At 72.2% G+C, this 13,426-nt stretch carries 14 protein-coding genes and 1 pseudogene; 6 read left to right on the top strand and 9 right to left on the bottom strand.

What is annotated here, in order from left to right:
• The first annotated feature begins 96 nt into the window (after positions 1-96).
• Positions 97-678 carry a histidine phosphatase family protein gene (locus ACLBX9_RS00075; protein WP_447717478.1) on the top strand — a complete coding sequence of 194 codons (582 nt, stop codon included), beginning with the start codon at positions 97-99 and terminating at the stop codon, positions 676-678.
• Between the two features lie 62 nt (positions 679-740).
• On the opposite strand, the gene ACLBX9_RS00070 is transcribed toward ACLBX9_RS00075, so the two are convergent.
• The 6 genes from ACLBX9_RS00070 to ACLBX9_RS00045 all read right to left on the bottom strand — a co-directional run bounded on the left by ACLBX9_RS00070 (position 741) and on the right by ACLBX9_RS00045 (position 7,512).
• Entirely contained in the window at positions 741-1,637 is an 897-nt protein-coding gene (locus ACLBX9_RS00070; RefSeq protein WP_447717477.1) for a bestrophin family protein, read from the bottom strand.
• 79 nt (positions 1,638-1,716) lie between these two features.
• Positions 1,717-2,643, bottom strand: a complete 927-nt coding sequence (locus ACLBX9_RS00065; protein ID WP_447717476.1) for an ROK family protein — start codon at positions 2,641-2,643, stop codon at positions 1,717-1,719.
• Positions 2,643-4,019, bottom strand: coding sequence for a dicarboxylate/amino acid:cation symporter (locus ACLBX9_RS00060; protein WP_010686100.1), 1,377 nt, complete (start codon positions 4,017-4,019; stop codon positions 2,643-2,645). Before ACLBX9_RS00060 ends, ACLBX9_RS00065 begins: the two co-directional genes overlap by 1 nt.
• A gap of 411 nt (positions 4,020-4,430) precedes the next feature.
• Positions 4,431-5,450 (bottom strand): hypothetical protein, encoded by a 1,020-nt coding sequence (locus ACLBX9_RS00055; RefSeq protein ID WP_447717475.1) that lies wholly within the window; start codon positions 5,448-5,450, stop codon positions 4,431-4,433.
• A gap of 357 nt (positions 5,451-5,807) precedes the next feature.
• Entirely contained in the window at positions 5,808-6,218 is a 411-nt protein-coding gene (gene msrB, locus ACLBX9_RS00050) for a peptide-methionine (R)-S-oxide reductase MsrB (protein WP_010686102.1), read from the bottom strand.
• 82 nt (positions 6,219-6,300) lie between these two features.
• The gene (locus ACLBX9_RS00045; protein ID WP_447717474.1) at positions 6,301-7,512 is read right to left on the bottom strand and encodes a YihY/virulence factor BrkB family protein; all 1,212 of its coding nucleotides are present in this window, start codon (positions 7,510-7,512) and stop codon (positions 6,301-6,303) included.
• A gap of 113 nt (positions 7,513-7,625) precedes the next feature.
• Here ACLBX9_RS00045 and ACLBX9_RS00040 point away from each other — a divergent pair, with 113 nt between their 5' ends.
• From ACLBX9_RS00040 to ACLBX9_RS00020, 5 genes are all read left to right on the top strand, one after another.
• The gene (locus ACLBX9_RS00040; RefSeq protein WP_010686104.1) at positions 7,626-8,699 is read left to right on the top strand and encodes a UV damage repair endonuclease; all 1,074 of its coding nucleotides are present in this window, start codon (positions 7,626-7,628) and stop codon (positions 8,697-8,699) included.
• A gap of 46 nt (positions 8,700-8,745) precedes the next feature.
• Positions 8,746-9,297 carry an RBBP9/YdeN family alpha/beta hydrolase gene (locus ACLBX9_RS00035; RefSeq protein WP_447717473.1) on the top strand — a complete coding sequence of 184 codons (552 nt, stop codon included), beginning with the start codon at positions 8,746-8,748 and terminating at the stop codon, positions 9,295-9,297.
• Between the two features lie 51 nt (positions 9,298-9,348).
• Entirely contained in the window at positions 9,349-9,591 is a 243-nt protein-coding gene (locus ACLBX9_RS00030) for a CopG family ribbon-helix-helix protein (RefSeq protein ID WP_447717472.1), read from the top strand.
• Positions 9,588-9,875 carry a type II toxin-antitoxin system RelE/ParE family toxin gene (locus ACLBX9_RS00025; protein ID WP_447717471.1) on the top strand — a complete coding sequence of 96 codons (288 nt, stop codon included), beginning with the start codon at positions 9,588-9,590 and terminating at the stop codon, positions 9,873-9,875. Before ACLBX9_RS00030 ends, ACLBX9_RS00025 begins: the two co-directional genes overlap by 4 nt.
• A gap of 92 nt (positions 9,876-9,967) precedes the next feature.
• Complete coding sequence (locus tag ACLBX9_RS00020; protein ID WP_010686108.1) at positions 9,968-10,192, top strand: hypothetical protein; 225 nt, start codon at positions 9,968-9,970, stop codon at positions 10,190-10,192.
• Positions 10,193-10,201: 9 nt separating this feature from the next.
• Here ACLBX9_RS00020 and ACLBX9_RS00015 read toward each other — a convergent pair whose 3' ends face one another.
• The 3 genes and pseudogenes from ACLBX9_RS00015 to ACLBX9_RS00005 form a co-directional block, all read right to left on the bottom strand.
• Entirely contained in the window at positions 10,202-11,230 is a 1,029-nt protein-coding gene (locus ACLBX9_RS00015; RefSeq protein WP_447717470.1) for a YcjF family protein, read from the bottom strand.
• A 31-nt stretch (positions 11,231-11,261) separates the two neighbouring features.
• The gene (locus ACLBX9_RS00010) at positions 11,262-12,707 is read right to left on the bottom strand and encodes a YcjX family GTP-binding protein (protein ID WP_010686110.1); all 1,446 of its coding nucleotides are present in this window, start codon (positions 12,705-12,707) and stop codon (positions 11,262-11,264) included.
• 86 nt (positions 12,708-12,793) lie between these two features.
• A pseudogene (locus tag ACLBX9_RS00005) lies at positions 12,794-13,426 on the bottom strand (hypothetical protein); the annotation flags it as partial.

The following is a 13,426-nucleotide window of genomic DNA, read 5'->3' as shown; positions in this document are numbered from 1 at the left end:
TTCGATCCGGGCGCAAGGGTGATCTTGAGCCAACCCCGCGAGGCGGGGAAGCCGGAGCCCGCCGGCCGCGTTGATGCCGGGTCCCAGGAGGCGCGCATGTCCGAGAGCCCCTTCCCGCAGATCACCCTCGTCCGCCACGGCGAGACCGCCTGGAGCCTGTCGGGCCGGCACACCGGCCGCAGCGACATCCCCCTGACGCCGGCCGGCGAGGCGGCGGCGCGTGCCCTCGCCCCGCGGCTGGCAGCCCGGCGCGACGCGGCGGTGTGGTCCAGCCCGTCGAGCCGGGCGGCCGCCACCTGCGCGCTGGCGGGGTTCGGCGACGTCCGCACGATCGACCCGGATCTCGCCGAGTGGGATTACGGTGCCTACGAGGGTCGGACCACCCGGGACATCCTGGCCGAGCGTCCCGGCTGGCGGCTGTTTCGCGATGGCTGCCCGAGCGGCGAGACGGCGGCCGATGTCGGGATCCGGGCGGACCGGGTCATCGCGCGGGCGCGAGACCGCGCCGCGAACCTCCTCGTGTTCTCCAGCGCGCATTTCCTGCGGGTGCTCGCCGCGCGCTGGATCGGCCTGCCGCCGGAGGACGGCGCGCGGCTCGTCCTCGGGACCGCGAGCGTCTCGGTCCTCGGCTACGAGCACGACCGCAGCGAGCCCGTGCTGCGCGCCTGGAACGGCTGAGCCGGTTTTGCGGGCGGGGATGCCGGCTCTGCGCGTGCGTCAGAGCCTAAGGCCCGGAGCCCCTACCGCAGCCAGTACCCGTCCGGCGCCAGCGGCTCCGGCATCGGCTCGCCGAGGGCGTGGTGGACGATCCGGTCGATGGTGCGGACCATGGCGTCGAGGGGCAGGTCGTTCGGCTCCGTGCCGAAGGGCTCCTCCAGCTCGTCGCCGAGGGCGTCGAGGCCGAAGAACGTGTAGCCGACGAGCGCCACCACGATCGGCGTCCCCCAGCCCAGGGAGCCCGTCAGCCCCACCGGCAGGAGCAGGCAGTAGAGCCAGGCCGTGCGGTAGACCAGCAGCGTGTAGGCGAAGGGCAACGGCGTGCTGGCGATGCGCTCGCAGGCGGTATGCACCCCCGACAGGGCCTCGATCCGCGCCTCCAGGATCCCGAACTGGATGTCCGTGAGGCGGCCCGCCCGCACCAGAGCGGCGAGATCGCGGGTCATTGCGGCCAGGACCGCGTCCGTCGGGCTCGGACCGGACCGGTCCGCTCCGGACATTTTCCCATCGATCATCGCGGCCTCGTCGAGGCCGCGCAGGCGTGCATGGAGGCCGTGCGCGAAGGCCGAGAGCCGGTGAAGCTGCGGGGCGGCCTCCGTCTGCGACAGCAGCGCCGGCAACGCGCGGGCGAGGTTGCGCACCTCGCCGATCAGGCTGCCCCACGCCTTCCGGGCCTCCCACCAGCGCTCGTAGCAGGCGTTGTTGCGGAAGCTCAGGAAGATCGACAGGGCGAGGCCGACCACCGTGAAGGGCGTGACCCCGGCCGAGACCGGGAACGCTTCGGGCCAGCGCGCCTCCGCCCACACCACCGCGCAGGACACCGCCACGATCCCGGCGAGCTTCGGCGCCACCCGCGGCAGGATCGAGCCGTGCAGGGTGAACAGCAGGGTCAGCAGGTTGGGCCGGGTGCGGACGATCATCGGGGCATCGGGGCTGGGACGCCGTCGTCCTGCCCTGCCCCCCGCCGGCCGGCAAGAGACGTCTCCGTGAGGCGGAGGTTCAGGCCGTCTCCGCCTCCCAGAGCCACGCCGCGCCGCGTACGCCCGACGCATCCCCGTGCAGGCTCGCCCGCACCGGCGTGTCGAAGGCGTCGGAGAAGACATGGGGGGCGATCGCCGCCGGCAGGCCGGCGATCAGCTCGGGGATTCGCGACAGGCCGCCGCCGATCACGATCACGTCCGGATCGAGGAGATTGACCACCTGTGCGGCCGCGCGTCCCAGCCGGTCGAGATGGGCCGCGAGCGTCGCCTGCGCCTCCGGGTTCCCCGTTCGGGCGGCGGCCACGACGGCTTCGGCGGTGTGGGTGCCGCCGTGCCGCCGGGCGTGATCCGCCGCGAGGCCTGGGCCCGACAGCCACGTCTCGACGCAGCCCCGCCGGCCGCAATAGCAGGCGGGACCCGGGCGCTCGTCGTCGCGGGGCTCCGGCAGGGGACCGTGACCCCACTCGCCGGCGATGCCGTTGCGGCCCGTGAGTGCCCGCCCGTCCAGAGCGATGCCGGACCCGACGCCGGTGCCCAGGATCACCGCCCAGACCACGCGCGCGCCGGTGCCAGCCCCGTCGACCGCCTCCGAGACCGCCAAGCAGTTGGCATCGTTCTCGATCCGCAGCGGCCGGCCGAGCCGCCGGGCGAGGTCGGCCCCGAACGGCAGGCCGTTGAGCCAGTGGGAATTGGCGTTGCGCACGAGGCCGGTCGCCGGGGACAGGCTGCCCGGCATGCCGATGCCCACGGTGCAGGGGGTGCCGGCCTCGGCCTCGAGCTGGAGGGCCAGTGCGGTCACCGCCTCGATGGTGGCGTGGTAATCGCCGCGCGGGGCGGCGACCCGGGCCTCGGCCAGGGTCGTGCCGTCACGGTCCAGCACGATCCCGGCGATCTTGGTGCCGCCGAGATCGATGCCGAGCCGCGCCCGGCCCCGGGGTGAGCCCATCACTCGGCGGCGGCGACCTTGCCGTCCGTTCCCATCGGCTGCGGCGTCTCGTCGGTGATGTGGGTGCCGATCGAGACCGGATGGGCCATCACCTCGTTGAGCTTGGCCACGTCGAGCTCGCCCTCCCAGCGGCTGACCACCACGCAGGCGACGCCGTTGCCGACGAGGTTGGTGAGCGCGCGGCACTCGGACATGAACTTGTCGATGCCGAGCACCAGCGTCATGGCGGCCACCGGGACCGGGCTGTTGGGGATCGCCGAAAGCGTCGCCGCCAGGGTGATGAAGCCCGCGCCGGTCACGCCCGAGGCGCCCTTCGAGGTCAGCATCGCCACCAGGATGATGGTCGCGTACTGGCTGATCGACAGGTCCGCGCCCACGGCCTGCGCCAGGAACAGGGTGGCCAGCGTCATGTAGATGTTGGTGCCGTCGAGGTTGAACGAGTAGCCCGTCGGGACCACGAGGCCGACCACCGAGTCCGAGGCGCCGAGCCGGCGCATCTTGGTCATGAGCTGCGGCAGCACCGTCTCCGAGGATGACGTGCCGACCACGATCAGCAACTCGTCCTTGATGTAGGCGAGGAAGCGCAGGATCGAGAAGCCCGCCACCCGGGCGATCGTCCCGAGCACCACCAGCACGAACAGGATGGCGGTAACGTAGAAGGTGCCGACCAGCCACGCGAGGTCGTAGACCTTCTGGATGCCGTACTCGCCGATGGTGAACGCCATGGCGCCGAAGGCGCCGACGGGGGCGAGCTTCACCACGATGCCGATGATCCGGAAGAAAATCTGGCCGGCGGTGTCGATCGCGTGGTTCACGCCGGCCGCCCGCTCGCCCAGGCTCGTCACCACGACGCCGGTGAGGATCGAGATCAGCAGCACCTGCAGCAGGTCGCCGGTGGCGAAGGGATCGAGGAAGCTCTTGGGGATGATCGCCAGGATGTGGGCGACGGTGGAGTCGGCCGCCGCCTTGCTGGCGTAGCTCGCGACCTTGCTGGCGTCGAGCTTCGACGGGTCGGCGTTGAAGCCGGCACCGGGCCGGATCACCTCGCCGACGAGGACGCCGATCAGCAGCGCCACCGTGGACACCACCTCGAAGTAGATGAGCGCCTTCAAGCCGACGCGGCCGACCTTCTTGAGATCGCCGATCGACGCGATGCCGTGCACGATGGTGCAGAAGATGATCGGCGCGATCATCATCTTAATCAGGCCGATGAAGGCGTCGCCGAGCCACTTCATCGACTTGCCGGTGGCCGGGTCGTACCAGCCGAGCAGAACGCCGAGTGCGATGGCGATCAGGACCTGGATGTAGAGAACCTTGTACCAGGGCTCGCGCGGCGCTGCTGCGGCCGGACTCGGCGCGTGGGTTGCCTGTGCCATATCTGTCCCGTGCGACTGCCGCGCACCCTCCCGATGTGCCGGCACGCTAGCGACTATCGCCCCGCGCCTCAACGGCTGCCCGGTGATCTGCGCCGAACCTGCCGTGACAAAAACCGATCGATCCTCGCCGAAAAGGCGTCTGTCGTCCGACGATTACGGGGGACCGGCGCGATGCGTCAGATCCGGCTCGCGCCGGGTGAGGCCGGGCGACCTGCGGTCGTGCGAGAGCCGTTCGCGGCGACCGGATGCCACGTCCGATCGAGGGCTTCGCCGCCGCCCCGACGCGCCTCGCGCCGGCCCGGACAACGTCGGCCGGCGGTCCGGCACGCCTCGATCCGGACAGCAGAAGGGCCGCAGGGCGTCTCGCCCTGCGGCCCTCGGAAGATCGGTCCGGCGCGAAGTCGCGCCGGCTCAGCTCTGCTGCTGGGTCCGGCGCGGACGCACGGTCCAGCGCTCAAACACAGAGCCGGCCTCCTCGCCCTTCGCGTCCTTGTTCTCAGCGCCGGGATCCGGCTGCTGATGGATCGCCGCGCCCAGCGCCTGGGACAGGCTCTCGATCACGTCGTCGATGCGGGCGTCGCCGTGCAGGGTCTCGGCGTTGGAGGCCTGGGCGGTCGGAGCCTCCGGCTCCGCGTGATGGACGGGCTCCGCGTGATGGACCGGCTCAACGTGGTGGACGGGCTCGGGCGCGGGAGCCGGCTCCGGCTCGTGATGGGGCTCGGGTGCGGGCTCGGCCTGCGCGGCGACCGGCGTCTCGACGGGCTCCGGCGCGGGCGGCGGCACCGGGACGGCGGCCGGGGGCGGAGCTGCGGCGGGGGCGGGGGCGGCGGGCGGCGTCACGGCGCGGCGCAGGGCGCCGTCATCGGAATCCTGCGTCCGCGCGGAGCTGCCGTAGCGGCCGAAGCCGAAGCGCGGCTCGATGAGATCGAGCACCGCATCCAGGGCGGCGTTGCTCAGGGCCACTTCCTCGGCGGCCGGAACGCCCTGGATGGCGAGCGCCTGCCGCTCGTAGGCCGGCTCGCCGCTGACCTCGCGGCCGAACCAGCTCGGCGCGTGGAAGCCCGCCGCATCGCCGTCATTGTCGAAGGTGATGGTGATCAGGTCCAGGCTGCCCGGCGTGACGTACCGGTCGAGGGCGATCTCGCGGCCGCCAGCATTCAGCGTGGTGCGGTCGTAGGCGGCCTTGCCGGGGCAGACATCCAGCAGCGCGTCGCCGTGGGCGCGCGGGACGTCCGTGCGCTCTTCGACCGGGGCGCCGTCCGCCCCCTTGTTCACGAGCACCAGCTGGCAGTTCTGGCCGTCGACGCGCACGTAGGAGGCGCGGCCGCCCTGAGGCGCGAAGTGTCCCTCGGTGATGCGGGCGCCCCCGCGCTCCTTGCGGATCAGACGAACCAGGGACGGGGCGACCAGAAATCGGCGAACGGTGCTCATAGACTCAAAACCCTCCCGCTTGGTCGGCGGCGCGCCGATCCGGCGGACAGCCCTCAGGTGTTCCGGCCGGGACGGAGCGGGTCAAGTTGAGGCGATGAATACAGCGTATAAGCTGAGCCGCGAAGCCGTATTCACGCGAACCTGACCGCATCTGCCAGCCATAACCGGACGGCGACAACATGAGAGCATACAGCGCTAAGCAAAAAAGCGACGAAATCAAGACCGAACTCGCCCGATCATCCGCCGCTGGTGGAATCTGTCCCCGCTATCCCAGCTTCGGACACCGGTTTTGCAACCCAGATTAAGCCGAGGGCCGCCTCACATCGCCGGCGCACGGCGCCGTCGCACGCGGCCGGCTCACGCGGCCGGCTCGAAGGTCATGGCGGCCCCGTTCATGCAGTACCGCAGGCCGGTCGGGGCAGGGCCGTCGTCGAAGACGTGGCCGAGGTGACCCTTGCAGCGGGCGCAGTGCACCTCGGTGCGCACCATCCAGTGGCTGCGGTCCACCGTCGTCTCGACGGCGCCATCCATCGGCTCGAAGAAGCTCGGCCAGCCCGTGCCGGACTCGAACTTGGTGCCCTGCTCGAACAGCGGCTGCCCGCAGCCCGCGCAGGTGAAGGTGCCGGGGCGCTTCTCGGCGAGGAGACAGCTGGTACCGGCCCGCTCGGTGCCGTGCTCGCGCAGCACCCGGTACTGCTCCGGCGTCAGGGTCGCGCGCCACTCGGCGTCACTGCGGGCCTCGGGGCTGGTTGTCGGCGTATCGGCCATGACGGTCTCCCTTTCGCACCGCTATATAGGGATTCCGGGCCGTCTTCGGCAGTCCTGATGGCGGTGACGAGATCCGCTGGCGTCAGGCCGCGGCCCCCACGGTGTCGGCCATCCGCGCGCGGCGGGCACCCATCGGAAGCGGCGCGCCCGTCGTGGTGTCGCGACCGGTCTGGTGCTCCAGCTCGGCGTTGATCTCGCCGCCGAGCAGGACGATCGTCGAGGAGATCCAGATCCAGGTCATGAAGCCGATCACCGCGCCGAGCGAGCCGTAGGTCTCGTTGTAGGTGCCGAAATTGGCGACGTACCAGGAGAACAGCAGCGACGCGGCGAGCCAGAGCAGGCCCGCGACCACGCTGCCGACCCCGACCCAGCGCCAGCGGGCATGCTCGCGGCTCGGGCCGAACCGGTAGAGCACCGAGAGGCCCCCCAGCAGCACGATGAGGATCGCCGGCCAGCGCAGGGCGGCGAGCAGCCACGCGGTCGAGCCGAGGCCCAGGAAGTTCAGGACCACCGGCACCACCACGATGGCGTTGAGCGCGATGATGATGAACAGAAGGGCGCCCACCGTGAAGGTCAGGGAGCGGAGATTCAGCCAGAAGAAGTTGCGCTTCTCATCCTCCTCGTAGACGACGTTCAGCGCGTCGAACATCGCCTTCATGGCGGCGTTGGCGCTCCAGATCGACAGCAGCAGGCTGGTGAAGAAGGTCACGCTCAGCGAGCCCGTGCCCCGGGACGCGATGCGCTTCACCTGATCGCCGATCAGTTCGACCGCCCCCGAGGGCAACACGGCGTGCAGCTGCGCGAGGTGGTCGTTGATGACGGTGACGTCGGCGAACAGGCCGTAGCAGCTCACCAGCGCGGCGATCGCCGGGAACAGCGACAGCAGGGTGTAGAAGGTCACGCCTGCGGCGACCGCCAGCACCCGGTCCTTGTTGAACTCCAGATAGACCCGGACCGCGATGTCCTTCCAGCCGGATTGCGTCATCTCGGCGGGGCTGTCGGCGGCGCGGCCGCGCTCCGGCTGCGTCGCCGCGGTGAGCTGCGCGGCGCGGCCCGAGATCGAGCGCGCCCCGGGCGCCACGCCCTTCGGCCGCTCCCGATTGTCGCGGGTGCCGTCGTGGGTGCCGTCGTGGGCGCCCTCGGGATTGATCGGCTCGTCTGCGGCCCTGGTCTCAGGCGGGTTGCGCCGCGCCGGCGCCGCGGCGAGCGCCACCAGCGCCGACCCGAGCATCAGGATCCACAGGACCGAGCCGGTCTCGGACTGTCCGGTCGAACGCGACGGTGACGGAGGCATGGGTCGGGGCCAGTGCGCGGAACTGCCGCGCTCGGAACTCCCAACGTCGTCGTGCCGCGGCCGTTCCGCCGGTTCCGCGGGGACGCCCGGCGCCTCCGCGCGTTGTGCCTCGTATGCGCGAACAGCCCCGCCTCGGATTCTGCTGCAAGTTCGTCCTGGTCGAGCCCCCCGGCACGCACGCCACGCTCAAGGCGGAGCGGGACGCGACGCTGCACATGAACCTGACCAGCGTGACGATGGCCTATCTCGGCAAGCAGGAGCCCGCCGCGCGGCGGGCGAAGCTCGCCGGCCTCGTGGCCCACAACCTCGACGCGCTGGCCCGGCAGATCGCCTGGGTCGGCGCCCGGCCGCCGATCGAGCGCCTGCTGCGCATGGCGAGCAACGTCCTGCCCGGCTACACGCACCCGATCGCGCAGGCGATCTACGCCGAGCCTGAGATGGCGGCACTGGTGGAGCGCGGCCTCGCGGAGGCGGGCGCCCTGGCGCGCCGGCTCGGCGTGCGCCTGAGCTTCCACCCGGGACCGTTCTGCCTGCTGGCGAGTCGAAACCCGGCGGCGATCGAGAACGGGCTCTCGGAACTCGACTACCACGCCGAGATTTTTGACCGGATGGGCTACGGCGGCGGCTGGCATCCGCACGGCGCGCATATCAACATCCATGTCGGCGCCGGCGACCCCGGCGTCGAGGGATTCCGCGCCACCCTGCCCCGGGCGAGCCGGGTGGCGCGCGACCTCGTCACGGTGGAGAACGACGAGAACGTCTTCGGTGTCGAGGCCGTCCTGCGTCTCGCCGACGTGGTGCCGGTGGTGCTCGATCTCCATCACCACTGGGTCCAGAGCGGCGGCGAGTACCTCGAGCCGGGCGATCCCCGGATCGCTCAGGTGCAGGAATCCTGGCGCGGGGTGCGCCCGGTGGCCCATATCAGCGTCTCGCGCGAGGCGGTCTCGGCCGATTGCGATCCGGACGCCCTGCCCGACTTCCCGGCCCTGCGCGCCGCTGGCCATTCAGTCCGGGACCTCGCGGCCCATTCCGACATGATGTGGAACCGGGCCGTGAACGACCTCGTCGCCCGCCACCTCGCCTGGGCGGATTTCGAGATCGAGGCGAAGGCGAAGAACTTCGCCTCCACGCAGATCGCCCGCCACATCCTGGCGCTGGAGCGGGCCGGCCCGATCGCCGCCGAGTGACCGGCCGATCTCGACGCTGCGGCCGGACGGGGCTAGGCATCCCGGCATGAAGACCGCCGATTGCGACATCCTGATCGTCCCGGGGCTCGGGGGCTCCGAGGAGGACCATTGGCAGGCGCGCTGGGCGAGCCGCCTCGCGACGGCGCGCATCGTGGAGCAGGACCAGTGGCACGCGCCGACGCCCGAGGCGTGGTGCGGACGGATCGCCGATGCGGTCGCGGCGGCGACCCGCCCGGTCATCCTGATCGCCCACAGCCTCGGCGTGGTGGCCTGCGTCGAGGCGGTGCCGCGCTTCCCCGCCCGCACCGTGCGCGGCGCCCTGCTGGTCGCCCTGCCGGATGTCGAGGAGGCGCCGGACCTGCCCGAGGCGGTGCGCGCCTTCGCGCCGATGCCGCGCGATCCCCTGCCCTTTCCGTCGCTGCTGGTCGCCAGCCGCACCGATCCGCATTGCCGCTACGAGCGGGCCGACGACTTCGCCCATGCCTGGGGCGCCCTGACGGTCGATGCGGGCGAATCCGGCCACATCAACGCGGCGAGCGGGCACGGGCCCTGGCCGGAGGGGCTGATGCGGCTGGCAGGGTTCCTGAAGGGGTTGTAGGCTGGGTGAACGCGAGGTGCAGAGTTCCTCGGCTTGGCAAAGACTGTCGTCATGGCGCGTCTGGATCGCGATCTGTCCGCCCTCTCGCTGCTCGATCCACGGGGTCGCGCGGCGCTGGTCGAACTGGCCGAATCGCGGAGCCTGCACCCGGCCGACCTGCTCAATGACGCCGTGGATGCCTTCCTCGATCTGGATGCCCGGCATCGCGCCGAGATCGAGGCCGGCTTGAAGGACGCTGAAGCTGGGGATTTTGCCAGCGCTGACGAGGTGGCGGAAGCCTTCAGACCACGGTGAGGCTGCGCTATACGCGCCGCGCGCTGCGGCATCTCCATCACGCACGCGCCTTCATCGGTTTACGGGACCCGCAGGCCGCCAACCGGGTGATCGCCAGAATCGCCGATGGAGTCGAAGGCCTGCGCCTTCATCCTCATCGTGGCCGGCCCGGAGGGATCCCCGGCACCCGCGAGTTGGTCATCCCGGGAACACCCGATATCGCGGCCTACCGCATCGTCGGTGATGCGATCGAAGTCCTGGCCGTACTGCACGGAGCCCGCCAATGGCCCGGCTCCGATCCCTGAGGCGGTTGCCGCATTAACGCGCTGTTTACCACCGGCCTCTTCAGTGGCGGCACGGGCGGTCCTTCGTCCCGAAGCCGCCTCTGGAGAGCACCGTGACGCGCAAAGAGCTTCTGGAACGACTCGAAGCGGTGCAGACCGCCCTCGGCCCCCGGGCCCAGAGCAACTTCAACAGCTCGCTGTTCAACGACGTGACGCTGCTCAAGCGGATCGAGGCCTTCGAGGCCAAGCTCGGCGAGCCCGAGAAGCCCAAGACCGCCGACTACACCGGCAACATGTTCTCCCGCATCGCCAACCGCCGCGCCGCGGGCGCCAAGTAGCCCGCCTCCCTATTTCGGCTCGGCCTCGGCCGAGCGCAGCAGCTCGCCGGCGACGTCGGCGAGCCGCGGCGGGGCCTCCCGCACGAAGGGCAGCGGCCGGCAGACGTTGAGCGCCGCCAGCCCGAACCGGGCGGTCATCAGCCCGTTGAGCACGCCCTCCCCCAGCTTCGCCGAGACCCGGGCTGCGATCCCCAGGCCCAGCACCTGCTGCATCACGCTCTCGCCCACCGCCATCCCGCCGGTGACGGTGAGATGCGCGAGCGCCGCCCGCGCCAGCCGCAGGAAGCCCAGGAAGCCCGGCCGGCCGCCGTAGATCGCGGCGATCCGGCGCAGCAGCCGCACGGCCGCGAACACCACGAAGGCCACATCGACGATCGCCCGCGGGCTGAGCGCCGTCACGGCCGAGACCTGCTTGGCCGCCGTCGCGATGGCGTTGCGCGCCTGCCGGTCGAGCCCGGCCAGCAGCTCGTGCTCGGCCAGCCCGATCCGGTCGTCCACGTCGAGGATCGCGTCGGCGGCGGCGTCGATCCGGGCGCGGCCCGCCGACAGGGCGTCGCGGTCGGCGTAGAAGGTCGAGAGCGCCTGCACCACCGCCTGCGCGCCGGTGTGGTCGCGGGTCGCGAGGGCGTCGATCGCCGATTGGCGCAGGCGCTCGATCTTCCGCTCACGCCGGAGGCCAGCGAGTTCCCGCACCACCATCGCCGTCAGCGCGAGGGCGGCGAGGCCGAGCAGGGCCAGCGCCACCCAGCCGAGCCAGGGCGCGGCCTGGAACAGGTCGGCGATCATCCGCTCGACCGAGAGGCCGATGCCCAGCGAGACCAGGGCGCCGACCGCCGACAGGAACAGCGCCCCCCAGGGCGAGCGCCGCCGCGGCGCCACCGGCACGGCGACGCCGTCGGCGGCGTCGACGATCTCGAAGGGCTCCTCCACGATCCGCGCCTGCGGCGGCCGGGGGCTGAGCGGTGTCGTGGTCACGCTCGGCTCCGCGGCGGGCTCGGGCGTGATCCGGAAGGCGCGGGGTTTCTGGCCGGAAGTCATGGCTGGGTGCTCCATGGACGCGCCAACATCGTCAGGCCAGCCTGTCGCCGATCAGGAACTGCATCGCCCGGTCCAGCCGGATCTGCGGCAGGTGTCCGGGGCGGCCGAGCCCGTCGGGCCGCACCAGGGGGGGGCGGAAGCGCGGGAAGCGCAGCGAGCCCGGCTCGACCGCGCCCTCCAGCACCGCCTCGGCGCGGGCCGGCAATTCGCCCGGGAAGATCGCGGCCTCGCTGTTCCCGTCGAACACCGCGTCGCCGACCACCTCGCCGGCCTCCGGGGTGCCGGCCACCGCCCGCAGCGTCTCCGCGCCGTCGTGGACGGTGGTCTCCCGGGTGGCGCGCACGGAGGCCAGCGCGACGGTGCCGACCCGGGCGCCCGCGGCCTCGGTCCGCCGCATCGCCCGAGACACGAGCAGCCGCAGCAGCGCGTCGAGCCGGTCGTGGCTCGTCTGGTGGAGGTGGTCGGCCTTGGTGGCGGCGAACAGGACCCGGTCGGCCCGCGGGGCGAACAGCCGGGACAGGACCGTGTTGCGGCCGATGTTGAGGCTCAGCAGCACCGCGTCCAGCGCCTCCTCCAGCTCCGCCAGGGCGGTCGGCCCGGCATCCACCGCCGAGAGCACGTCCACCAGCACGATCTGCCGGTCGACCCGCTGGAAATGGTCGCGGAAGAACGGCGTGACCACCTTGCTCTTGTAGGCCTCGAACCGGCGCTCCATCAGCCCGGCGAGGCTGTCGGGCGCGATCGTCTCGGTCAGGCGGTCGAGCGGCGCGAAGGTGAGCGCGGGAGAGCCCGCGAGATCGCCGGGCATCAGGAACCGGCCCGGGGGCGTCGTGGCGACCGATTCCGGACCGGCGCGCAGCCCGGCGAGATAGGCCTTGAACGCCTCGCTGGCCCGCTCGGCCGCGATCTCGTCGAGGGGGCCGTTGGGATCGAAGCCCTTGAGCGCCTCCAGCCACGGCGCCGCGACCGCGGCGCGGCCCGGGCGACGGGTGCCGCCGATCGTGGCCCGGGACCAGGCCGTGTAGCTGGTCTCGATCAGCGCGAGGTCGAGGAGCCATTCGCCCGGGTAATCGACCACGTCCAGCATCAGGGTTGCGGGGCCGGTGCGCCAGCCGGCGGCGCGCTCGTAGGCGATCTCCAGGCGGAACTGGCTGATCCGGTCTGTGGAGCGCGGCCAGCGCCGCGCCTCGGTCAACGTCGCGAAATGCTCCTCGAAGGGGAAGCGCGGCACGTCGTCGTCGGGCTGCGGCACCAGCTTGGCGCGGCGCAGGCGGCCCTCCTGCGCGGGCGCGAAGGCCGGCAGCGCGTGGGTCTCCACGAGATGGTGGATCAGCGCCGTGGTGAACACGGTCTTGCCCGAGCGCGCGAGCCCGGTGACCCCGAGCCGGAGGGTCGGCTGGATCAGGAGGTCGTGGGAGGCTTCGGCGAAGGCTTTGACGGCCGAGCCGGCGCGCGCGGCAAGGTCGGTCAGGGGCACGGGCGGGCTCGTCGTGAGGGGGATGGGTGGGGCACGGGTGGCGCGGCAGAGGTGGCGCGACTCGGGTCGAACCGCAAGGCTTGCTCTTAGGGCGACGCGCTGTTGGCCGCCGGCGTGGGCGGCCTGAGCCGAGCGATCGCCCCGGCGACGAGGTCCGGGCCGGCCCGGAGCGTGCCGAGTTCCACCGCCGACATCGCCAGCATCACCGGCGCGAGATTGGGACGCGGCGTGCCGTCCGGCCCGAACAGGTCGAGATTGTCGCCGGGCTTCAGGCCGACGCTGGCGCTGATCCGGTTGGCATAGGCCTGGATCCGCACCTCGTCGCCGGTGCAGAGCGGGGCGGGCAGGCGCAGGTCGAGAACCGGCAGGCCGGTGGCGATGGCCGGCAGGAGCGCGGATTCTACGACCATCCGGTCGGGACTCGGGACGCGGCTCGGCGCCTTGCGGTCGAGGAGTGCCGCCGGATCCGCGGCACCCCGGGCCGGGCGTCCGGCCGCCGGGGATTCTGCCGCCGGGGACTTGGCCGCCGGGGACTTGGCCGCCGGGGACTTGGCCGCCGGGGACTTGGCCGCCGGGGACTTGGCCGCCGGGGACAGGCCCGCGGCGATATCGGGGACCGGCTGGAGCGTCGCCACGTGCGAGCGCACGACCGGGCGCCGGCCGGCCATGCGGGCGAGCGGCGACCAGGGCTGCACCCGCAGGGCGGAGGCCCGGCCCCG

It is taken from the genome of Methylobacterium sp. A49B (assembly GCF_053346215.1).
Note: the sequence above shows the minus strand (reverse complement) of the source record. Positions and strands in the feature narration are given on the sequence as shown.